The organism is Enterobacter cloacae complex sp. CARB60 (assembly GCF_036487345.1).
Classification (GTDB): Bacteria; Pseudomonadota; Gammaproteobacteria; order Enterobacterales; family Enterobacteriaceae; genus Enterobacter; species Enterobacter asburiae_D.
Window position 1 is genome coordinate 343254 of the sequence record NZ_JAZKLC010000002.1, and the last position, 22008, is coordinate 365261.

Sequence of the window (22008 nt, forward strand, 5' to 3'; positions counted from 1 at the left end):
ATGAAAACCTATACGTTTGATTTTGACGAGATCGACAGTCAGGAAGACTTCTACCGTGAATTTATCCGGGCGTTTGATCTTGAACGGGAAAGCGTGACGAATCTGGATACGCTGTGGGACGTGGTTACCGGCAGTCTGTTGCCGCTACCGCTGGAGATTGAGTTCATCCATTTGCCCGATAAGCTTCGCAGACGTTTTGGCGCGCTGGTATTGCTATTCGATGAGGCGGAAGAAGAGCTTGAAGGACAGCTGCGCTTTAACGCGCGGCATTGAATGAAAAAAAGCCCCTGACCATGAGGCCAGGGGCAAGTCGTATGATGAGATACGACGAGGGTTTATTTATACAGCTCTGCCGTTGCATGCCAGTGGTCACCCTGATTCAGTTCGGTGACGCGATAGCTGCTGGCGCCTGCTTTTTCAGCTTTGGCGGCAAGTTCGTGACGGATATCCATCGGTGAACCGGTGACAGACGTTACGGAGATGCTGCCCATACGCTGTAGATTTTGTGCCTGGTCGGCATTCACCTGCTGTACGGCTGCGCTTGCGCCGAAAGAGAGAACAGATGCCAGACCGAGGGTTGCGATGATCAATTTGGTTTTCATAGTCTTTACTCCTGAATAGGGTTTTTTACTCAACGGCGAGAAGGGTTGAACCGCTATTTTTATGCCTGGTGCCGTTGAGTGGAGATTTACGTTTTCAGTTATTACTAAAACTTATTTGTACAGCTCAGCGGTGGCGTGCCAGTGGTCACCAGAACGCGCTTCGATGATGCGATAGGATGACGCACCCTGTTCTTCCGCTTTTTTGTTCAGCATCTCATGCATGTCCATTGGCGATGTGCCGACCGCGCCGACAGAAACCGTACCGATAGCCTGGCGGGATTGCGCCTGGTCAGCATTGATAGAGTCAGCCGCGAAAGCACCGAATGACAGGACGGACAGGACGCTCAGCGCCGCTACAGTTGATTTGATTTTCATGATTCTTACCTCGTCGAATTTTTTAGTGGGGTCTTGTTTCGTGACCCTCATCACAAAATCAAGTATACACTAATAACGGTAAAAATTAATACCAGGCTAATGGTTTCCCTTGTTATTACGTGTTAACCAGTCTGTTTTTTATAACCAAATTGCATAATGTTGGGCGTTTTCTGTTCACTTTTGATGTTTATATCTAATTAAATCATATGGATATGAGCTTTTGATTTTTTGTGCGATTTTTTGATTTAGCATTCACCAGATGAATGTTAATGGGTGGTAAAAAGCACTATTTGTCAAAGTGAAGGGCAGTGGAAAAGTGGGGGAAACGCAGCAGAAGCAGAACGATCCCCGCAGCGGCGCTACGGGGAGAGGGGATTAAAGTTCCTGTTCGAACAGAACCAGAATCGCTTCGTGGAGATCTTTCACGGAGAAACCGCTAGCCGGTGTGGTAAAGATGGTGTCATCGCCGGCGATAGTGCCGAGGATACCCTCCGTTTTACCCAGCGAGTCCAGCATGCGGGCAATCAGCTGCGCGGCACCCGGGCTTGTGTGGATCACCACTACGGCGTCGTTATGATCGATATCCAAAACCAGATTCTTGAGCGGGCTGGAGGTGGTAGGCACGCCAAGTTCTGCTGGCAGGCAATAGACCATCTCCATCTTGGCGTTACGGGTACGCACCGCGCCAAACTTCGTTAACATGCGGGAGACTTTCGACTGATTGATGTTATCGAAGCCTTGTTCCTGCAGCGCCTGAACAATTTCTCCCTGAGAACTGAATTTCTCTTCTTTGAGTAGCGCCTTAAACGCCTTTACTAATTCTTCTTGCTTAGACGAGCTTCGCATAAGTCACCCGGAATATGACGATAGAAACAACATTATTATGCATTTGGATGAATTTTTATGCAAATTATCTACCCAGCGGTAGGCTGAAATAATGTTATGAAAGGGAGTGATTTTATCAGATTTCGTTATCAGAAAACATGCCTGGGTCACGCCGCGCAAATAAGCTTAAAAGTAAATTAAATGTTATCAAAATGATGTTGTTTTGGTGGCGGGGCAGGGTGTATTGTAACCACCTCTTAAAGCGTTGCCCTCTGTCGTCAGATAGTCTTCTGGTGAGAGATAAAGCCGCGTGACCTCAAATTCTTTAGCTACGAAAATTGTAATTATTTACTTGCTGAATTATGGTCGCCGCAACGGATTTACAGATACTTAAGTTAACCATAATAAGGAGTTTAGGATGAAAGTCGCAGTCCTCGGCGCTGCTGGTGGTATCGGCCAGGCGCTTGCCCTACTACTGAAAACCCAACTGCCTTCAGGCTCAGAACTCTCCCTGTACGACATTGCCCCGGTAACCCCAGGTGTGGCGGTTGACCTGAGCCACATCCCGACCGCTGTAAAAATCAAAGGCTTCTCCGGTGAAGATGCACGTCCTGCACTGCAGGGTGCCGACGTGGTGCTGATTTCTGCGGGCGTGGCGCGTAAGCCAGGCATGGATCGTTCAGACCTGTTCAACGTCAACGCGGGCATCGTGAAAAACCTGGTGCAGCAGATTGCAGAAATCTGCCCAAAAGCATGCATCGGTATCATCACTAACCCAGTGAACACCACCGTGGCTATCGCGGCAGAAGTGCTGAAGAAAGCGGGTGTTTACGACAAAAACAAACTGTTCGGCGTGACCACGCTGGATATCATCCGTTCCAACACCTTTGTTGCTGAGCTGAAAGGCAAACAGCCAACAGAAGTGGAAGTTCCGGTCATCGGCGGTCACTCTGGCGTCACCATCCTGCCTCTGCTGTCGCAGATCCCAGGCGTGAGCTTCACCGAGCAGGAAGTGGCTGACCTGACCAAACGCATCCAGAACGCGGGTACCGAAGTGGTGGAAGCGAAGGCGGGTGGCGGTTCTGCAACCCTGTCTATGGGCCAGGCAGCTGCGCGTTTTGGTCTGTCACTGGTTCGCGCTCTGCAGGGCGAGAAAGGCGTTGTTGAATGCGCTTACGTTGAAGGCGATGGCGAACACGCTCGCTTCTTCTCTCAGCCGCTGCTGCTGGGTAAAAACGGTATCGAAGAGCGTAAATCCATTGGTACCCTGAGCGCGTTTGAACAACACGCGATGGAAGGCATGCTGGATACGCTGAAGAAAGATATCACCCTGGGCGAAGAGTTCGTTAACAAGTAAAACGAACCGTCTCCCGGTAAAAAAAAACGGAGCTTATCGCTCCGTTTTTTTATGCCTGTCAGTTAGTGGCCGGGTATTCCTGAATCGTCACGTGCAGCGTCAGTTTCTTATCGTTGCGCATGACCTCAACAGGGATGATAGAACCCGGGCGAATTTCTGCCACCTGATCCATCGTCTCCAGCGCAGAGACCGCTGGCGTGCCGTTGACCGACACAATGACATCATTGACCTGAATACCCGCATTAGCGGCCGGGCCACCAGGCGACACTTCATTCACCACAATTCCCTGAATCTGATCGATACCGCCGCCCTGGGTATGCATCGGCGCAATTTCGCGCCCGCCGATGCCGATATAGCCGCGGATCACGCGTCCGTCGCGGATCAGCTTATCCATAATTTTGGTCGCCAGCTGGAACGGAATGGCAAAGCCGATCCCTTCCGGCGTCTCACCGTCGTTACTCTTATCGAACGAGAGGGTGTTGATGCCCATCAGTTCGCCCAGCGAGTTGACCAGCGCCCCGCCGGAGTTACCGTGGTTGATTGAGGCATCGGTTTGCAGGAAGTTCTGTCGCCCGGAGGGGTTCAGACCAATACGACCGGTCGCGCTGATAATCCCCTGAGTGATTGTCTGGCCGAGGTTGTAAGGGTTGCCGATAGCCATTACGACGTCACCAATATGCGGGGTACGCTTACGGTTTATCGGTATGACCGGCAAACCGCCCGTAGCGTTAATTTTAAGGACGGCCAGGTCGGTAAGGCTGTCAGACCCGACGAGTAACGCCTCAAACACGCGGCCATCCTGCAGAGCGACGATAATCTGGTCGGCATCGTTAATGACGTGCTTGTTGGTAATAATGTAGCCGCGCTCGTCCATGATCACGCCAGAGCCGAGGGTACGGATCTCCAGCTGGTTATGGGCTGAGGTATTCAGGCCACGGTTATAGACATTAACCACGGCAGGTGCGGCACGGCGGACGGCCCCGTTATAGGTGGCCGGCGTTTCATCCGTGCTATCGAACTGGGGAGCCGACAGTTTATTGAACTGACGTAAAGACGGCAGTGCCAGCAGCAGTAGGCCAGCGACAATCAAACCGATGACAATAGAACGTAAGAGCTTTAAAAGCATGATGCGCGTGTCGTTAAAAAAGGAACGATTTGCAGCATAACATGAGTTATCCGGACATCACACGCAGCGGTGATGTCCGGGTCGCAAATGCTTAGCGCAACAGAATATAGATGGACTCATTGCCACGCATGACCTGCAGGGCAATAACCGCCGGTTTACTTTCCAGCACCTTGCGCAGTTCAGCAATGGACTGCACGCGATTGCGGTTTACACCGATGATCACGTCATCCTGATGCAGTCCAGCCTGTGCCGCAGGGCTGCTCTTCTCGACGGTGTCGATGCTAATGCCTTTCGTGCCGTCCTTCAGCTGCCCGTCGCTCAACGTAGCCCCTTGCAGCGCCGGAGCGATAAGCTCCGCACTGGCCGAGGAAGAGGTGCTCTTATCCAGCGTCACTTCAACGTCCAGTGGCTTACCGTCACGTATCAGGCCCAGCTTCACTTTGGCGCCAGGTTCCGTTGTGGCAATCCGCGAACGCAGTTCTGCAAAGCTGCTCAGCGGTTTGTCGTTCAGGCTGACGATCACATCACCCGATTTCACCCCCGCTTTTGCCGAGCCGGAGTTTGGCAGCACTTCACTGACAAACGCCCCGCGCTGTACGTTGATGTTGAACGCTTTTGCGATATCCGCGCTCATCTCCATACCTTTAATCCCCAGCAGTCCGCGTTTGATTTCACCGAACTGGATGAGTTGCTGCGCCAGCGTTTTGGCCATATTGCTGGGGATAGCAAAACCGATCCCGATGCTGCCGCCGCCCGGAGCCAGAATCGCCGTGTTGATCCCAATCAGCTCGCCGTTAAGGTTAAGCAATGCTCCACCGGAGTTCCCGCGGTTGATTGAGGCATCGGTCTGGATAAAGTTTTCCAGCCCTTCGAGATTGAGGCCGCTGCGTCCGAGTGCCGAGACGATCCCGGAGGTGGCGGTTTGCCCTAAGCCAAAGGGGTTGCCCACGGCGACGGCAAAATCGCCGACGCGCAGTTTGTCGGAGTCCGCGATGGCAATCTGGGTCAGGTTGCTCGGGTTTTGAACCTGCAATAGCGCGATGTCGCTTTGGTCGTCGCCGCCGATCAGTTTGGCATCAAATTCGCGGCCATCGTTCAGCTGGACGCTGATTTTATCGGCCTGGCTGATGACGTGATTGTTGGTCAGAATATAGCCTTTTGCCGCATCAATAATGACGCCAGAACCCAGGCCTTCAAAAGGCTGCGCCTGCTGGTCCGGAGACTCATCGCCAAAATATTTTTTCAGTTCTTCAGGGACGCGCTGGCTTTGTACTGCGGTGCCCTCAACCTGAACGCTGACGACCGCAGGCAACACTTTTTCCAGCATGGGTGCGAGGCTTGGAATGGCCGCCTGGCCGGGCACCTGGGTGGGAATGGCGGCGAATACAGGGACGGACGCCGAGAGAGATAACCCGACACTTAACGCGATAGCGCTCAACAGCTGGTTTTTTTTCTTCATCGATGTTGACTCTCGTAACCTGGAATAAAGGAAAAACGGCCCCAAAAAACACGTTGATGTTATTGAATTTTAAACCGCTGAACAATGAGGTGTTTAACTAAATGATAGCTGGGGTCATCAAGAAAGGACGGGCGCAATCGCTGCGCCCGTAAAATAAATTCAGGTTGTGCGATTAATCGCGTTTTACACCGCCGCGCAGCAGGCCGGACGCGCCATCGGAATAATCGCGAGGCATCTGAACGGGTGCCTGATCGTTACCGGCTTCAGAGTCAGCCAGACGGTTGCGGAACGGGTTGGTTTCCGCGGTCATTTCCGGCAGCAGGCTGCTGGAGCTTTTTGCCATATGTTGATACAGCTGGCGATAGTCGGTCGCCATGTTGTCCAGCAGCTCGGCGCTACGGGCAAAATGGCTGACCAGCTCTTCACGATACTCTTCCAGCTCTGCTTTGTTCTTTTCCAGTTCGTACTGCAGTGACTGCTGCTGACGCAATTTGCGATTACCGAAACGCATGGCCACAGCACCGATGACGATGCCGACGACTAAACCGATTAGCGCATATTCCCAGGTCATGAACTTCTCCCGTTGTCTTGTTGTTCCGTAGGGTGTTGGCTCGGCTCCTGCCTGTGCCTGATAATGCCACTATAACCGCTATTTCCGCAGAAGTGGAATCCTGACGTATCATCGCGTAGTGTAGAACGGCCTTTTTTTCATCAGTCACGTCTGCTGGTGAGCGTTAATTGAAGGAATAACAATAAGATTATGCAAAACCTGTCCCCTGCATCGCGATATCAACTGGCCCTTAACGAGGGCACTCATCAGCCTGATGACGTCCAACGTGAGGCGGTAAACCGTCTGGAGATGATTTATCAGGAGCTGACTGCAAAACCCGCTGAAGTTGAACAGAACGGTGGGCTAAAGGCGGCATTTGGGCGGTTGCTCGGTAAAAAAGCGCCACAGGCTCACGCGCCGGTTCGCGGTTTATATATGTGGGGCGGGGTCGGTCGCGGAAAAACCTGGCTGATGGACCTGTTCTATCTGAGCCTGCCTGGCGCACGTAAACAGCGTCTGCACTTCCATCGTTTTATGCTGCGGGTGCATGAAGAGCTGACCGCACTGCAGGGCAAAAGCGATCCGCTGGAGATTGTAGCCGACAGGTTCAAGGCGGAAACGGACGTGCTCTGTTTCGATGAGTTTTTTGTGTCTGACATCACCGATGCCATGCTGTTAGGCGGCCTGATGAAAGCGTTATTTGCCCGCGGTATCACGCTGGTGGCCACGTCGAATATCCCGCCGGATGAGCTCTATCGTAACGGCCTGCAGCGGGCACGCTTCCTGCCCGCCATTGATGCCCTCAAGCAGCACTGTGACATCATGAACGTCGATGCCGGTGTCGATTATCGTCTGCGCACGCTGACCCAGGCGCACCTGTGGCTTTCACCATTAAATGCAGAGACCACCCGCGAGATGGATGCACTTTGGCTGGCGCTGGCGGGGGCAAAACGCGAGCACGCCCCGGAACTCGAGATTAACCATCGCCCGCTGCCCACCCTCGGCGTAGAAAACCAAACGCTGGCGGTCTCTTTTACGACGCTCTGCGTGGATGCCCGCAGCCAGCATGACTACATTGCGCTTTCGCGTCTGTTCCACACCGTGATGGTGCTGGATGTACCGGTGATGACGCGGCTGATGGAGAGTGAAGCACGGCGCTTCATTGCGCTGGTGGACGAGTTTTATGAGCGCCACGTTAAGCTGGTGGTCAGCGCCGAGGTACCTTTATATGAGATTTACCAGGGCGAGCGGCTGAAGTTTGAGTTCCAGCGCTGCCTGTCGCGCCTGCAGGAGATGCAGAGCGAGGAATACCTGAAGCTGGAGCATATGCCGTAACAAATGCCACCCTCTCCCTGAGAAAGGAACCTTGTAGGCCGGGTAAGGCGCAGCCGCCACCCGGCATTTTCCACGCCCTCGAAAAACCCAATTTCAATCGCATTTAAGGGTCGATCTTTGACCTCAACTTCTCTATAATCTTGCGACCCCACGTTACGAGAAGGTTTTTTTCCCAAAACTTTCTATGTGTCGGCATGTGCTATTCGAAGGGGTAGGTTTGCCGGACTTTGTCGTGTGAGCCTCAACTGACTAAACGTTTGGGTGTTCACCAACGTGTAACTTATTTATTTGGGTAAGCTTTTAATGAAAACTTTTACAGCTAAACCAGAAACCGTACAGCGCGACTGGTATGTTGTTGACGCGACCGGTAAAACTCTGGGCCGTCTGGCTACTGAACTGGCTCGTCGCCTGCGCGGTAAGCATAAAGCGGAATACACTCCGCACGTTGATACCGGTGATTACATCATCGTTCTGAACGCTGATAAAGTTGCTGTAACCGGCAACAAGCGTACTGACAAAGTGTACTATCACCACACCGGCCACATCGGTGGTATCAAAGAAGCGACCTTTGAAGAGATGATTGCCCGCCGTCCTGAGCGTGTGATTGAAATCGCGGTTAAAGGCATGCTGCCAAAAGGCCCGCTGGGTCGTGCTATGTTCCGTAAACTGAAAGTTTACGCAGGCAACGAGCACAACCACGCGGCACAGCAACCGCAAGTTCTTGACATCTAATCGGGATTATAGGCAATGGCTGAAAATCAATACTACGGCACTGGTCGCCGCAAAAGTTCCGCAGCTCGCGTTTTCATCAAACCGGGCAGCGGTAAAATCGTAATCAACCAGCGTTCTCTGGAACAATACTTCGGTCGCGAAACTGCCCGCATGGTAGTTCGCCAGCCGCTGGAACTGGTTGATATGGTAGAAAAACTGGATCTGTACATCACCGTTAAAGGTGGTGGTATCTCCGGTCAGGCAGGTGCGATCCGTCACGGTATCACCCGCGCTCTGATGGAGTACGACGAATCCCTGCGTTCTGAACTGCGTAAAGCTGGCTTCGTTACTCGTGACGCGCGTCAGGTTGAACGTAAGAAAGTGGGTCTGCGTAAAGCACGTCGTCGTCCACAGTTCTCCAAACGTTAATCCATTCTGCTTACGCAGAACGATTGGCGAAAAACCCGCTTCGGCGGGTTTTTTTATGGATAATGCGTAGGTTATCCACAATCTCCATGCATATATCTTCTCTTTTTCCACATTTCCAGAATCCCCTCACCACAAAGCCATCAAAATCTGGTAAACTATCATCCAATTTTCTGCCCAAATATCGGTGAATACTCGATTTTTGTTCGTTTCTTGAACAATGTGTTTTCTCTGGGATGGGCGATACAACATCTGGCTGGCCCCTGTTGGGCTGGTAGCAGTAAAAATTCTGAATATACCTGGAGGTTTTCATGGCTGTCGCTGCCAACAAACGTTCGGTAATGACGCTGTTTTCTGGTCCTACTGACATTTATAGCCATCAGGTTCGTATCGTGCTGGCCGAGAAGGGTGTCAGTTTTGAGATCGAGCATGTGGAAAAGGATAACCCGCCTCAGGATCTGATCGATCTCAACCCGAGCCAAAGCGTGCCGACGCTGGTGGATCGCGAGCTGACCCTGTGGGAATCCCGTATCATTATGGAATATCTGGATGAGCGTTTCCCGCATCCGCCACTGATGCCTGTTTACCCTGTCGCGCGTGGTGAAAGCCGCCTGTACATGCAGCGTATCGAAAAAGACTGGTACTCGCTGATGAACGTGATCGTTAGCGGTTCCGCTTCTGAAGCCGACGCTGCGCGTAAGCAGCTGCGTGAAGAGCTGCTGGCAATCGCGCCTGTGTTTGGTCAGAAACCATTCTTCCTGAGCGATGAGTTCAGCCTGGTGGATTGCTACCTCGCACCGCTGCTGTGGCGTCTGCCAACCCTGGGCGTAGAGTTCAGCGGTCCTGGCGCGAAAGAGCTGAAGGGCTATATGACTCGCGTATTTGAACGCGACTCTTTCCTGGCATCCTTAACTGAACCGGAACGTGAAATGCGTCTCGGCCGAGGCTAATGACTGTGGAAATGTCACAACTTACCCCACGCCGTCCGTATCTGCTGCGCGCCTTCTATGAATGGCTGCTGGATAACCAGCTCACGCCGCACCTGGTTGTGGATGTGACGTTGCCGGGCGTGCAGGTTCCTATGGAATACGCGCGTGACGGGCAAATCGTACTGAACATAGCCCCGCGCGCGGTGGGTAACCTGGAGCTGGCAAACGATGAAGTGCGCTTCAACGCGCGTTTCGGCGGCGTGCCGCGCGTGGTCTCCGTACCGCTGGCAGCGGTGCTGGCTATCTACGCCCGTGAAAACGGTGCAGGTACCATGTTCGAGCCGGAAGCGGCATATGATGAAGATGTTGCCAGCCTGAATGATGACGAGTCGGCATCAGGTACTGAAAGTGAGACGGTGATGTCCATTATTGATGGAGATAAACCGGATCATGCTGATGACAACGATCCTGATGACGACCCGCCACCACCGCGTGGTGGTCGCCCCGCATTACGCGTTGTTAAATAATCAAACAGGCCCATTGGGCCTGTTTTGCTTTCTGCTTAGAGCGATTAGCTGTTACGTTCCCGCCACTCTTTTATCATTTCAGCGGTGACTTCATTCTGGTAACAAGTTGGGGCATAGCCACCAGCCTTACGCCATGCACTGCGACATCAATGTATCAGCAGCAAAGAGGTGCCGGTCCAGAATTACACAATCTATTTTGATGATATTATTTGTCGTTTCATATTTGAGAATGCAATGATATTAACTGTGAATATTAATTTAAATATCTATGCTTTTGGTGAATATTATTATCGATATGTCCGGACATAAATGTCACATATGCGGTTGTGTTTGCTCCTAAAAATCACTCCGGTTAAAGACATAATAAAAAGCCCCGAAGGGCTTTTAAATAGCGCACATTTAGGTTTTGATCCCGAGGTGTATTACAAGGGACATCTAATTGCCCTAGGGATATACACGGAACAAAGGCGGTTGATCTAAGTCCTTAAGATGGCGTTCGCGGGCGACGTGAACCGCATAACCCTTTTCCAAAGCCCAATCAGCAGCCTTTTCCTGCGTTTTCTCTGTATGTATCTCTTCGCCGTCAACAATCACCACATGATGGATAACTTCTTCATCCTCACTCGTTGATTTAGGGCGATATTCTACATAGGCATGTTTTTTGACCATTATTTCAAATCCCTTTTGTTTACGGCGCAGATATTACGCCGCTCTTCTATTACTGCGCTATATGAACTTACGCTTCAATACTTAACTATTTATTTGTTGTGGATATACGATTGCGTTCACGATTTAAAGTTAATTACGGATCGTTAATAAAGGCTTATCATGCAATGGATCGTAATAAATCTCAGGCTGAAGGAATAAGCCTGGAATTGAATGGGGAGAAAGAAGGGGGGTTGAACATGCGGTGATCATAAACCGCATGTTCAACCAGTATTACACTTCCAGGTAGTTCAGTATGCCGTCAGCCGCCTTGCGGCCTTCGGCAATCGCCGTTACCACCAGGTCAGAACCGCGAACGATATCGCCACCGGCGAAGATTTTCGGGTTGCTGGTCTGGAACGCATTATCGCTACCTTCTGGCGCGATGACGCGGCCCTGTGAATCCAGCTCGACGCTGTGCTTCGCCAGCCACTCCATGCTGTGAGGACGGAAACCGAACGCCATCACCACGGCATCGGCCGGGATCACGTGTTCAGAACCGGCGACGATCTCCGCGCGACGACGGCCTTTCGCGTCCGGTGCCCCCATCTCAGTGCGCGCCATCTTCACGCCGCTCACTTTACCGTTGGCATTCACTTCAATACCCAGAGGCTGGATGTTGAACTGGAACTCCACGCCCTCTTCACGCGCGTTTTTCACTTCGCGTTTAGAGCCCGGCATGTTCTCTTCGTCACGACGGTAGGCGCAGATCACGTGTGCCGCATTCTGACGAATGGAGGTACGCACGCAGTCCATCGCGGTATCACCGCCGCCCAGCACCACCACGCGTTTGCCTTCCATGCTGACGAACGGCTCATCGGCGGTTTCGCCATAGCCCATGATCTGCTTGGTGTTGGCAATCAGGAACGGCAGCGCGTCAAACACGCCCGGTGCGTCTTCGTTCTCCAGACCGCCACGCATGGACTGATAGGTGCCTACGCCAAGGAACACGGCATCGTAATCCTTCAGCAGGTCGTCGAGCTGCACGTCGCGGCCCACTTCCACGTTCAATTTGAACTCAATGCCCATGCCGGTGAAGATTTCACGGCGGCGGGTCATGACCTCTTTTTCCAGCTTGAAGGCCGGGATACCGAAGGTCAGCAGACCGCCGATTTCCGGATGACGGTCAAAGACTACCGCCTTGACGCCGTTGCGGGTCAGCACATCCGCACAGGCCAGGCCCGCCGGGCCCGCGCCGATGATGGCTACGCGCTTGTCGGTTTGACGCACGCCGGTCATATCCGGACGCCAGCCCATCTCGAACGCTTTATCGTTGATATAGCGCTCGATGTTGCCGATGGTCACCGCACCGAACTCATCGTTCAGCGTACAGGAGCCTTCGCACAGACGGTCCTGAGGACACACGCGGCCGCACACTTCCGGCAGGGTGTTGGTCTGGTGAGACAGCTCGGCGGCTTCAAAAATACGCCCTTCGTTGGCCAGCTTCAGCCAGTTCGGGATGTAGTTGTGTACCGGACATTTCCATTCGCAGTAAGGGTTACCGCAGGACAGGCAGCGGTCTGCCTGCGCTTTGGCCTGACCTTCTGAAAACGGCTCGTAGATTTCAACAAATTCAATTTTGCGGATCTTCAGCGGTTTCTTTGGCGGATCAACACGCTGCAGGTCGATAAACTGGTATACGTTCTGGCTCATCTGAATTCCTTACTGCGCCTGCACGCGCAGCTCTGCTGCGCTACGACTACGGTGACCCAACAGGGCTTTAACATCGCTGGACTTCGGCTTAACCAGCGCGAATTTCGCCGAGAACGCCGGCCAGTTCGCCAGGATCTCTTCGCCGCGCGAAGAACCGGTATGCTGCACGTGTTCGGTAATCAAGCCGCGCAGGTGTTCTTCATGGATAGCCAGCGTATCAACGTCCAGCACTTCCACCAGCTCCGGGTTCACGCGTTTGCGGAACTCACCGTCTTCGTCCAGGACGTACGCAAAACCGCCCGTCATGCCCGCGCCGAAGTTCACGCCGGTTTTACCCATTACGCAAACAATCCCGCCCGTCATGTATTCACAACCGTTATCGCCAATGCCTTCCACCACGGTGATAGCACCGGAGTTACGCACCGCAAAACGCTCGCCCGCACGGCCTGCTGCAAACAGACGACCGCCGGTCGCGCCGTACAGGCAGGTGTTACCGATGATGCTGGCTTCGTGGCTGCGGAAGGCTGAGCCGACCGGAGGACGCACCGCCAGCAGACCGCCCGCCATGCCTTTACCGACGTAGTCGTTGGCATCGCCGGTCAGGTACAGCTCAACGCCGCCTGCGTTCCAGACGCCGAAGCTTTGACCCGCGGTGCCGCTGAAGTGCGCGGTAATCGGATCCGCTGCCAGCCCCTGGTCACCGTGCGTTTGCGCGATATAACCGGAAAGGGAGGCGCCCACGGAGCGGTCGGTGTTGCGGATATCAAACCAGAACGTTTTGCTCTGCTTGTCGTCCACGTACGGCTTCGCCTGCTGCAACAGCTGCGCGTTCAGCACGCCGTTATCAAACGGCGGGTTGTTCTCGGTGCAGTAGACCGCTTTGCCAGGGTGCGGCTGCGCGGTTTCCAGCAGTTTGCTCAACTCCAGCTTCTGCTGCTTAGCGGTGAAGCCTTCCAGCTCTTTCAGCAGGTCGGTACGGCCAATCAGGTCCACCAGGCGTTTAACGCCCAGCTGCGCCATCAGCTCGCGGGTTTCGCGGGCGATGAAGTCAAAGTAGTTGGTCACTTTGAACGGCAGACCGTGATAGTGGTTCTTACGCAGCTTCTCGTCCTGGGTCGCAACGCCGGTTGCGCAGTTGTTCAGGTGGCAAATACGCAGGTATTTACAGCCGAGCGCAACCATTGGGCCGGTACCGAAGCCGAAGCTTTCAGCGCCCAGAATCGCCGCTTTGATGATGTCGAGGCCGGTTTTCAGGCCACCGTCCACCTGCAGGCGGATTTTGTGACGCAGACCGTTAGCCACCAGCGCCTGCTGGGTTTCCACCAGGCCAAGCTCCCACGGGCAGCCCGCATATTTCACGGAGGAGAGCGGGCTTGCGCCGGTACCGCCGTCGTAGCCGGCGATAGTGATGAGATCCGCATAGGCTTTCGCCACGCCGGTGGCGATGGTGCCGACGCCCGGTTCGGAAACCAGCTTCACGGAGATCATCGCCTTCGGGTTGACCTGCTTCAGGTCGAAAATCAGCTGCGCTAAGTCCTCGATAGAGTAGATATCGTGGTGCGGCGGCGGAGAGATCAGCGTCACGCCCGGCACGGAATAGCGCAGTTTGGCGATGTACGGGGTAACTTTATCACCCGGCAGCTGACCGCCTTCGCCCGGCTTAGCACCCTGAGCGACTTTAATTTGAATCACGTCGGCGTTGACCAGGTACGCAGGGGTCACGCCAAAGCGGCCGGATGCCACCTGCTTGATACGGGACACCTTGTTGGTGCCGTAACGCGCCGGATCTTCACCGCCTTCGCCGGAGTTGGAGTTGCCGCCGATGCTGTTCATGGCTTCCGCCAGCGCTTCGTGGGCTTCCGGGCTCAGCGCGCCGATGGACATCGCCGCGGTATCGAAGCGTTTGAACAGTTCGGATGCAGGCTCAACTTCGTCAATGCTGACCGCTTCATCACCCGGGTTCAGGGCAATGAGGTCGCGCAGCGTTGCCGCCGGACGGTTGTTTACCAGCTCAGCGTACTGCTGGTAATCACTGTATTCGCCGCTCTGAACCGCCTGCTGCAGCGTGCGCACCACGTCCGGGTTGTAGGCATGATACTCGCCGCCGTGAACGTATTTCAGCAGACCGCCCTGATCCAGCGGCTTACGTGCCAGCCACGCGCGTTTGGACAGGTTCACCAGATCCTGCTGGAAGTCAGCAAAACCGGCGCCGCCGATGCGGCTGACCACGCCCTGGAAGCAGAGGTTGGCGACCTCGTCATGCAGGCCGACCGCTTCAAACAGCTTCGAACAGCGGTAGGAGGCAATGGTCGAGATGCCCATTTTGGACATGATCTTGTACAGACCTTTGTTGATGCCGTTACGGTAGTTCAGCATCACCGCGCGGTAATCTTTGTCGATCGCGCGGGTATCCACCAGACGGGCCAGCGTTTCGTAGGCCAGGTACGGGTAGATCGCCGTCGCACCGAAGCCTAACAGCACGGCAAAGTGGTGCGGGTCGCGGGCGCTGGCGGTTTCAACAATGATGTTGGCGTCGCAGCGCAGGCTCTTATCGACCAGACGCGTCTGGATAGCGCCAACCGCCATGGGGGCAGGCACCGGCAGACGGTTTTTCGCGATATTACGGTCGGACAGCACCAGCAGAACGGTACCGTTACGCACCATCTGTTCGGCCTTGTCACACAGCGCATTCACCGTCTCTTCGAGGCTCGCTTCGTTCACGTCAAAAGTGATGTCGAGCGTGTCGGCGCGGTAGTGCTCCTCTTTCATGGTGGTGAGCTGTTTGAAATCGGAGTACAGCAGGATCGGCGATTTAAAGGTCAGACGGTGCGCCTGGCCTTCGGCCTCGCAGAAGACGTTCATCTCGCGACCGATGCTGGTCGCCAGCGACATCACGTGCGCTTCACGCAGCGGGTCGATCGGCGGGTTGGTGACCTGCGCGAACTGCTGACGGAAGTAATCGTAAATGATGCATGGCTGGCTGGAGAGCACGGCAAACGGGGTATCATCCCCCATGGAGCCGACCGCCTCCTGGCCGTTTTCACCCAGTACGCGAATAACAGAGTCCAGCTCTTCCGCGCTGTAGTTAAACTGTTTCTGGAAGCTCGCAAGCATATCGTCGTCCAGTTCGCGACGACCCACTTCTTCATCCGATAAATCTTCGAACGGCACGAGGCGACGCACGTTCTTCTCCATCCACTCTTTGTACGGATGGCGACTTTTCAGATCGTGATCGGTTTCGGCAGAGTGCAGAATGCGCCCACCGCGGGTGTCGATAACCATCAGCTCGCCCGGACCGACGCGGCCCTTCTCGACCACTTCGTCAGGCTGGTAATCCCAGATACCGACCTCAGAGGCGCAGGTGATGAGCTTGTCTTTGGTGATGACGTAGCGCGCCGGACGCAGACCGTTACGGTCCAGGTTACAGGCAGCAAAACGACCGTCGGACATGACGATGCCCGCCGGGCCGTCCCACGGCTCCATGTGCATGGAGTTAAAGTCGAAGAACGCGCGCAGCTCAGGGTCCATATCCGGGTTGTTCTGCCAGGCCGGTGGCACAAGCAGACGCATGGCACGCACGATGTCCATCCCGCCTGCCAGCAGCAGTTCCAGCATGTTATCCATTGAGCTGGAGTCAGAGCCGGTCTCGTTCACGAACGGCGCGGCATCGTGCAGGTCAGGGATCAGCGGGGTCTGGAACTTATAGGTACGGGCGCGGGCCCACTGGCGGTTACCGGTGATGGTGTTGATCTCGCCGTTGTGCGCCAGGTAGCGGAACGGCTGAGCCAGCGGCCAGCGTGGAACGGTGTTGGTGGAGAAGCGCTGGTGGAACAGGCAAATGGCCGATTCCAGACGCAGGTCCGCCAGGTCCAGGTAGAAGCGCGGCAGGTCAGCCGGCATACACAGACCTTTATAGATGTTCACCAGGTTAGAGAGACTACAAACGTAGAACTCTTTATCGTCCTGGAGACGTTTTTCAATGCGGCGGCGGGCGATAAATAGACGGCGTTCCATATCACGTGGACGCCAGCCCGCAGGCGCGTTAACGAAAATCTGTTCAATACGAGGCAGCGAGGAGAGGGCGATTTCACCGAGCACCCCTTCGTTGGTTGGCACATTGCGCCAGCCGACAATCGACAGGGTTTCACGCTGAAGTTCTTCTTCGACGATGCGGCGTGACGCGGCAGCCTTTTCAGGATCCTGATTCAGGAACAGCATGCCGACAGCGTAGTTTTTGGCTAAACGCCAGCCGCGTTCTTCCGCTACGATGCGGAAGAAACGATCCGGTTTTTGCAGCAGCAGGCCGCAACCGTCGCCGGTTTTACCATCGGCAAGAATAGCGCCACGGTGCTGCATTCGGGCCAGTGCGTGAATAGCAGTACGCACTACCTTGTGGCTAGGTTCGCCTTCTATGTGGGCGATCAGGCCGAAACCACAGTTATCCTTCTCAAGGGATTTATCGTACAACATATCAGTGAACCTCCCCAGGCTCGTCGGGCTTCCCACTGAACTTAACCGTGGCGCACAGGCACAGAAAGAGCATGGCGACGGGGTTTGCGTATCATACGCGGACCTCGCATTCGCCCTCTTTTTCATCCTTTCGCGCAGGTAAACAAGTTTGAGGACTTGCTTCAGAGGGAATCTCAATTACTGCATAAATATGATGAGCAGGCCGCTCATCCAGAAAGCTTCCAGCGGATTTCCAACTTATCGGGAATTGGTACACAGGTCAAATGGCAATCTTATTTATACAAAAATGTGCTAAAGAGAGTTTATCTTTTTGTAATTAAAGGGAATTTAACTATTTTTACATTGATTGTATGCCCTGGCAGGACGCAGCGGAGTGTGATCTGACTCACTATATGAAAGCGGTATTATCAATGTAGCGTGCTGAATAGCAGTTTTATAGCAGAATATTAATCTGGCATTGACTGCAAACCCGCATAAAGCCACTGTTTTTCAGTGATGGCGCTATAAATGAAAAAAACAATCAGAACATAAGGAAAAGTAATCACGAATAGCGTGAATGAAATTGCAGTAATCCTGAGTATTTATTCATATAGATAAAGGCCGTCCAGGGCGATTGATCCAGGTCATCGCCGACAGAGGCTAAAAGTGGCAGGCTTGTCCCCTTTCTCCGGGACGGTCTATCAGATTATGCAGTTACAGAAATTAGTCAATATGTTTGGTGGGGATCTTTTGCAGCGGTACGGGCAAAAGGTTCATAAGCTGACGCTGCACGGCGGGTTTAGCTGCCCGAATCGCGATGGCACCATCGGGCGCGGCGGCTGCACCTTCTGTAACGTTGCGTCCTTTGCTGACGAAGCCCAGCAGCATAAATCTATCGCTGAACAGCTTGCCCATCAGGCGAGCCTGGTGAACCGCGCGAAGCAATATCTGGCCTATTTCCAGGCCTACACCAGCACGTGGGCGGAGGTGCAGGTGCTGCGCTCTATGTATCAGCAGGCCGTCAGCCAGGCTAACATCGTTGGGCTGTGCGTGGGCACGCGCCCGGACTGCGTACCGGAGGCGGTGCTGGACCTGCTCAGCGAGTACAAAGAACAAGGCTACGAGGTCTGGCTGGAGCTGGGCCTGCAAACCGCGCACGACAAAACCCTGCACCGCATTAACCGTGGCCATGATTTTGCCTGCTACCAGCGCACCACGCGCCTGGCCCGTGAGCGAGGGCTGAAGGTCTGTTCACACCTGATTGTTGGGTTACCCGGTGAAGGTCAACAGCATGGCCTTGAAACGCTGGAAAAGGTGGTTGAGACCGGCGTGGACGGCATTAAGCTGCACCCGCTGCATATCGTTACGGGAAGCATCATGGCGAAAGCCTGGGAAGCGGGGCGGTTAAGCGGTATTGCGCTAGAGGATTATACGGTGACGGCGGGGGAGATGATTCGCCACACGCCGCCGGAAATTGTCTACCACCGCATCTCGGCCAGCGCCCGGCGTCCAACGCTTCTGGCACCGCTATGGTGTGAGAACCGCTGGACGGGGATGCTGGAAATCGACCGCTATCTACAGGAGAACGGTGTACAGGGGGCGGCGCTTGACCGCCCGTGGGTTCCCCGTCTACCGGCGACGGCCGCCTAATAAACTTCCCAGCATGCCGCGCACTATCTGATTGGTGACCTGCCGTGCAGCGCTTTTCGCCATGGTTTGTACCACGCCGTCGCGCTTGCCGCCGCGCGGCCCGGTACTGCCGAACAGGATGTCTTTGAGCCCCCCGAGAATACCGTCATCTACGGCGACAGACTGCCCTTTAGCGGAAGGCGCATCCTGCGATTCGGTGGTCGCCTGCACCCCTTTTTGCAGCATCTCGAACGCGGACTCGCGATCCACCTCGTCTTCGTACTTCCCGTAAACCGGAGAGTGGTTAATCAGGCCGTTACGTTCATCGTCGGTAACCGGCCCCATGCGGGAGCAGGGCGCGATCACCATGGCGCGTTCCACCACGGACGGGCTGCCCTTCGCATCCAGGAACGAGATCAGCGCTTCACCGGTGCCTAACGCCTGAATCGCCGCTTCGGTGTCAAAGGCCGGATTGGCGCGCATGGTTTGCGCGGCGGCTTTCACCGCTTTCTGATCCTTCGGCGTAAAGGCGCGCAGGGCGTGCTGCACGCGGTTACCGAGCTGGCCGAGCACGTTATCCGGAATATCCGACGGGTTTTGCGAAACAAACCAGACGCCGACCCCTTTGGAGCGTATCAGGCGAATGACCTGTTCAATTTTATCCAGCAACACCTGCGGCGCGTCGTTAAACAGAAGGTGCGCTTCGTCAAAGAAGAACACCAGCTTCGGTTTTTCCAGATCGCCTGCTTCCGGTAACTGCTCGTACAGTTCCGAGAGCATCCACAGCAGGCTGGCGGCGTAGAGCTTTGGCATCTGGTAGAGCTTCTCTGAACTCAGAATGTTGATGATGCCTTTGCCGCTGCTGTCGGTGCGCATCCAGTCTTTGATATCCAGCATCGGCTCGCCGAAGAAGTGTTCGGCACCCTGTTGCTCCAGGGTCAGCAACCCACGCTGAATGGCGCCCACCGAAGCGCTGCTGATATTGCCGTACTGGTTCTGGAAGGATTTTGCGTTATCGCCGATGTACTGCGTAATGGCGCGCAGATCTTTGAAATCAAGCAGCAGCAGTCCCTGATCGTCGGCAATGCGGAAGATAATATTCAGCACGCCGGACTGCACGTCGTTGAGGTTAAGCAGACGGGCCAGCAGCAGCGGGCCGAGATCGGAGACGGTAGCGCGCACCGGATGGCCTTTCTCACCAAAGATATCCCACACCACCACCGGATTGTTGTGCGGCGTCCAGTCCGTGATGCCAATATTCTTCAGCCGTTCGAGCAGTTTTTCAGAGGCCGTTCCTTCCTGAGCCACACCGGTTAAATCGCCTTTCACGTCAGCCATAAAGACCGGTACGCCAATCTCCGAAAGCGACTCCGCCAGCTTTTGCAGGGTGACGGTTTTCCCCGTCCCGGTCGCTCCGGTGATCAGGCCGTGGCGGTTCGCCATTGCGGGCAGTAAATACAGCTCTTTTTCCAGCGTCCGGGCAATTAACAATGGTGTACTCATGATGCGCTTCCTCTCTTAGTCCTGGGTGGAGTATAGGCAACCTGATAGCAATTTGGTTGAGTAAATTCCTGACTTTGCGGCGCATTATCCAGCGCGGACTATGCTTTTGCATACGGTTCACAAAATAGTGGGAAACTATGTCCAGATTCTTCTTTAACGATCGCAAACAGCTGGTCAACGATGCCATTGAAGGCATACTGCTTTCTGCGCCACACGCAAACCTCGTCAAACTTGATATCGATCCGGCCATCAGGATTGTCGCACGCGGCGACTGGGACAAAAGCCGCGTGGCGGTGATCTCCGGCGGCGGCTCAGGCCACGAACCCGCGCACGCCGGGTTTGTCGGCAAAGGGATGCTGACGGCGGCAGTGTGTGGCGATCTCTTTGCCTCGCCGAGCGTGGATGCGGTGCTGAATGCCATTGTGGCGGTCACGGGCGATCGCGGCTGTCTGCTGATCGTCAAAAACTACACTGGCGATCGCCTGAACTTTGGTCTGGCGGCAGAAAAGGCCAAACGCTACGGTCTCAAGGTGGAGATGGTTATCGTGGCGGACGATATCGCGCTGCCGGATAACAAACAGCCGCGCGGTATTGCCGGTACGGCACTGGTGCATAAGATTGCGGGCTATGCGGCGGAGCACGGGAAATCGTTGAGCGAAGTGCGGGAGATTGCGCAACAGGCCTGCGACAACCTCTGGAGCCTGGGCGTTGCGATGCAAACGTGCAACCTGCCGGGCAGCGACGAGGAGGAGGGGCGCATTAAGCAAGGCCACGTCGAGCTGGGTCTGGGCATTCACGGCGAGCCCGGTGCTTCCGTCGTGGATACGCAGAACAGCAAAGCCATTATCGACACGCTGGTGACGCCGCTACGCGCGCAGGCGGGAGAGGGGCGCTTTGCGGTATTGATTAACAATCTTGGCGGCGTATCGGCGCTGGAGATGGCGCTGCTGACCAAAGAGCTGGCGCATTCGGCGCTGAAAGAGGAGATCGCGTATTTGATTGGCCCCGCGCCGCTGGTCAGCGCGCTGGACATGAAGGGCTTTTCGCTCACGCTGCTGAAGCTTAATGATTTCTTCGAAAAGGCGATTCACGCTGAGGTCGAAACGCTGGGCTGGCAGAAGCCCGTGGCGTTTGCGCCACTGCGCACCGTGGCGCATAGCGCCATCCACGATCGCGTGGAATACACCCCGTCGGAAAACCCGCGGGTGGGTGAGTATGTTTCTTCGGTAACGAGGACGCTGATCGAACTTGAAAATCGCCTGAACGCGCTGGATGCCAAAGTGGGCGATGGTGATACCGGCTCTACCTTTGCGCAAGGCGCGCGGGATATTGCGCAGCGTCTGGAGGATCGCAAGCTCCCGCTTGATAACGTATCGACGCTGCTGTTGCTGGTGGGCGAGCGGCTGGCCACGGTGATGGGCGGATCGAGCGGGGTGTTAATGTCGATCTTCTTTACCGCCGCCGGGCAAAAGCTTCACGATGGTCAGTCGCTACCCAAGGCGTTACTCAGCGGGCTGGCGCAGATGAAGCAGTACGGCGGGGCAGATCTCGGCGATCGCACGCTGATCGACGCGCTGCAGCCGGCGCTGGAAGCCTTGCAGAAAGACGATATCGAGGCTGCGGCGAAGGCCGCACAGCAGGGGGCTGAAGCGACTGCGAAGATGATGAAAGCGGGCGCGGGACGCTCGTCGTATGTGAATAAAGAGAATCTGGACGGCGTGATGGATCCGGGAGCGGTCGCGGTGTCAGAGGTGTTTTCTGCACTGGTGCGATAGGTGAGAATAGCCCGGTGGCGCTGCGCTTACCGGGCCTACAAAACCGGATGTAGGCCGGGTAAGGCGAAGACG

At 55.0% G+C, this 22008-nt stretch carries 19 protein-coding genes; 9 read left to right on the top strand and 10 right to left on the bottom strand.

The window, feature by feature from the left end; translation table 11 throughout:
* Positions 1–273: a barstar family protein gene (locus tag V4835_RS02655; protein WP_331411134.1), complete on the top strand. Its 273-nt coding sequence runs from the start codon at positions 1–3 to the stop codon at positions 271–273.
* A gap of 62 nt (positions 274–335) precedes the next feature.
* On the opposite strand, the gene yhcN (V4835_RS02660) is transcribed toward V4835_RS02655, so the two are convergent.
* The 3 genes from yhcN (V4835_RS02660) to argR form a co-directional block, all read right to left on the bottom strand.
* A complete protein-coding gene (yhcN, locus tag V4835_RS02660; RefSeq protein WP_023333630.1) occupies positions 336–602 on the bottom strand; it encodes a peroxide/acid stress response protein YhcN in 267 nt (88 codons plus the stop codon).
* Positions 603–713: 111 nt separating this feature from the next.
* Entirely contained in the window at positions 714–977 is a 264-nt protein-coding gene (yhcN, locus tag V4835_RS02665) for a peroxide/acid stress response protein YhcN (protein ID WP_023309389.1), read from the bottom strand.
* Positions 978–1352: 375 nt separating this feature from the next.
* Positions 1353–1823, bottom strand: a complete 471-nt coding sequence (argR, locus tag V4835_RS02670; RefSeq protein ID WP_023309388.1) for a transcriptional regulator ArgR — start codon at positions 1821–1823, stop codon at positions 1353–1355.
* A gap of 397 nt (positions 1824–2220) precedes the next feature.
* Between argR and mdh the strand changes: the two genes are divergently transcribed.
* The gene (gene mdh / locus V4835_RS02675; RefSeq protein WP_023309387.1) at positions 2221–3159 is read left to right on the top strand and encodes a malate dehydrogenase; all 939 of its coding nucleotides are present in this window, start codon (positions 2221–2223) and stop codon (positions 3157–3159) included.
* Positions 3160–3217: 58 nt separating this feature from the next.
* Here the strand turns inward: mdh and degS are convergent, their stop codons facing one another.
* From degS to zapG, 3 genes are all read right to left on the bottom strand, one after another.
* Entirely contained in the window at positions 3218–4285 is a 1068-nt protein-coding gene (gene degS / locus V4835_RS02680) for an outer membrane-stress sensor serine endopeptidase DegS (RefSeq protein ID WP_063143597.1), read from the bottom strand.
* Between the two features lie 91 nt (positions 4286–4376).
* Positions 4377–5744 carry a serine endoprotease DegQ gene (gene degQ / locus V4835_RS02685; RefSeq protein ID WP_063143596.1) on the bottom strand — a complete coding sequence of 456 codons (1368 nt, stop codon included), beginning with the start codon at positions 5742–5744 and terminating at the stop codon, positions 4377–4379.
* A gap of 172 nt (positions 5745–5916) precedes the next feature.
* Positions 5917–6315: a Z-ring associated protein ZapG gene (gene zapG, locus V4835_RS02690; protein ID WP_008502832.1), complete on the bottom strand. Its 399-nt coding sequence runs from the start codon at positions 6313–6315 to the stop codon at positions 5917–5919.
* A 189-nt stretch (positions 6316–6504) separates the two neighbouring features.
* Between zapG and zapE the strand changes: the two genes are divergently transcribed.
* The 5 genes from zapE to sspB all read left to right on the top strand — a co-directional run bounded on the left by zapE (position 6505) and on the right by sspB (position 10222).
* The gene (gene zapE, locus V4835_RS02695) at positions 6505–7629 is read left to right on the top strand and encodes a cell division protein ZapE (protein ID WP_331411135.1); all 1125 of its coding nucleotides are present in this window, start codon (positions 6505–6507) and stop codon (positions 7627–7629) included.
* A gap of 303 nt (positions 7630–7932) precedes the next feature.
* Positions 7933–8361 (top strand): 50S ribosomal protein L13, encoded by a 429-nt coding sequence (rplM, locus tag V4835_RS02700; RefSeq protein WP_006178824.1) that lies wholly within the window; start codon positions 7933–7935, stop codon positions 8359–8361.
* A 15-nt stretch (positions 8362–8376) separates the two neighbouring features.
* Positions 8377–8769: a 30S ribosomal protein S9 gene (rpsI, locus tag V4835_RS02705; protein WP_003860436.1), complete on the top strand. Its 393-nt coding sequence runs from the start codon at positions 8377–8379 to the stop codon at positions 8767–8769.
* A gap of 308 nt (positions 8770–9077) precedes the next feature.
* Positions 9078–9716, top strand: coding sequence for a stringent starvation protein SspA (gene sspA / locus V4835_RS02710; protein ID WP_023333624.1), 639 nt, complete (start codon positions 9078–9080; stop codon positions 9714–9716).
* Between the two features lie 5 nt (positions 9717–9721).
* Positions 9722–10222: a ClpXP protease specificity-enhancing factor gene (gene sspB, locus V4835_RS02715; RefSeq protein WP_331411136.1), complete on the top strand. Its 501-nt coding sequence runs from the start codon at positions 9722–9724 to the stop codon at positions 10220–10222.
* 444 nt (positions 10223–10666) lie between these two features.
* Here the strand turns inward: sspB and V4835_RS02720 are convergent, their stop codons facing one another.
* The 3 genes from V4835_RS02720 to gltB all read right to left on the bottom strand — a co-directional run bounded on the left by V4835_RS02720 (position 10667) and on the right by gltB (position 17050).
* A complete protein-coding gene (locus tag V4835_RS02720; RefSeq protein ID WP_331411137.1) occupies positions 10667–10891 on the bottom strand; it encodes a hypothetical protein in 225 nt (74 codons plus the stop codon).
* Between the two features lie 270 nt (positions 10892–11161).
* Entirely contained in the window at positions 11162–12580 is a 1419-nt protein-coding gene (locus tag V4835_RS02725; protein WP_063143594.1) for a glutamate synthase small subunit, read from the bottom strand.
* A 9-nt stretch (positions 12581–12589) separates the two neighbouring features.
* Complete coding sequence (gltB, locus tag V4835_RS02730) at positions 12590–17050, bottom strand: glutamate synthase large subunit (protein WP_331411138.1); 4461 nt, start codon at positions 17048–17050, stop codon at positions 12590–12592.
* A 687-nt stretch (positions 17051–17737) separates the two neighbouring features.
* On the opposite strand from gltB, the gene V4835_RS02735 reads away from it, so the two are divergent.
* Entirely contained in the window at positions 17738–18679 is a 942-nt protein-coding gene (locus V4835_RS02735) for a TIGR01212 family radical SAM protein (RefSeq protein WP_331411139.1), read from the top strand.
* Here the strand turns inward: V4835_RS02735 and V4835_RS02740 are convergent.
* Positions 18659–20161, bottom strand: coding sequence for a helicase HerA-like C-terminal domain-containing protein (locus V4835_RS02740; RefSeq protein WP_259386962.1), 1503 nt, complete (start codon positions 20159–20161; stop codon positions 18659–18661). The two genes, V4835_RS02735 and V4835_RS02740, sit on opposite strands and share 21 nt — an antisense overlap.
* A gap of 137 nt (positions 20162–20298) precedes the next feature.
* Between V4835_RS02740 and V4835_RS02745 the strand changes: the two genes are divergently transcribed.
* Positions 20299–21936 (top strand): glycerone kinase, encoded by a 1638-nt coding sequence (locus V4835_RS02745; RefSeq protein ID WP_331411140.1) that lies wholly within the window; start codon positions 20299–20301, stop codon positions 21934–21936.
* Positions 21937–22008 lie beyond the last annotated feature (72 nt).

Coding starts and splice junctions, on each gene's coding strand:
- V4835_RS02655 (WP_331411134.1), top strand. CDS start 1: ATGAAAACCTATACGTTTGATTTTGACGAGATCGACAGTCAGGAAGAC.
- yhcN (WP_023333630.1), bottom strand. CDS start 602: ATGAAAACCAAATTGATCATCGCAACCCTCGGTCTGGCATCTGTTCTC.
- yhcN (WP_023309389.1), bottom strand. CDS start 977: ATGAAAATCAAATCAACTGTAGCGGCGCTGAGCGTCCTGTCCGTCCTG.
- argR (WP_023309388.1), bottom strand. CDS start 1,823: ATGCGAAGCTCGTCTAAGCAAGAAGAATTAGTAAAGGCGTTTAAGGCG.
- mdh (WP_023309387.1), top strand. CDS start 2,221: ATGAAAGTCGCAGTCCTCGGCGCTGCTGGTGGTATCGGCCAGGCGCTT.
- degS (WP_063143597.1), bottom strand. CDS start 4,285: ATGCTTTTAAAGCTCTTACGTTCTATTGTCATCGGTTTGATTGTCGCT.
- degQ (WP_063143596.1), bottom strand. CDS start 5,744: ATGAAGAAAAAAAACCAGCTGTTGAGCGCTATCGCGTTAAGTGTCGGG.
- zapG (WP_008502832.1), bottom strand. CDS start 6,315: ATGACCTGGGAATATGCGCTAATCGGTTTAGTCGTCGGCATCGTCATC.
- zapE (WP_331411135.1), top strand. CDS start 6,505: ATGCAAAACCTGTCCCCTGCATCGCGATATCAACTGGCCCTTAACGAG.
- rplM (WP_006178824.1), top strand. CDS start 7,933: ATGAAAACTTTTACAGCTAAACCAGAAACCGTACAGCGCGACTGGTAT.
- rpsI (WP_003860436.1), top strand. CDS start 8,377: ATGGCTGAAAATCAATACTACGGCACTGGTCGCCGCAAAAGTTCCGCA.
- sspA (WP_023333624.1), top strand. CDS start 9,078: ATGGCTGTCGCTGCCAACAAACGTTCGGTAATGACGCTGTTTTCTGGT.
- V4835_RS02720 (WP_331411137.1), bottom strand. CDS start 10,891: ATGGTCAAAAAACATGCCTATGTAGAATATCGCCCTAAATCAACGAGT.
- V4835_RS02725 (WP_063143594.1), bottom strand. CDS start 12,580: ATGAGCCAGAACGTATACCAGTTTATCGACCTGCAGCGTGTTGATCCG.
- gltB (WP_331411138.1), bottom strand. CDS start 17,050: ATGTTGTACGATAAATCCCTTGAGAAGGATAACTGTGGTTTCGGCCTG.
- V4835_RS02735 (WP_331411139.1), top strand. CDS start 17,738: ATGCAGTTACAGAAATTAGTCAATATGTTTGGTGGGGATCTTTTGCAG.
- V4835_RS02740 (WP_259386962.1), bottom strand. CDS start 20,161: ATGAGTACACCATTGTTAATTGCCCGGACGCTGGAAAAAGAGCTGTAT.
- V4835_RS02745 (WP_331411140.1), top strand. CDS start 20,299: ATGTCCAGATTCTTCTTTAACGATCGCAAACAGCTGGTCAACGATGCC.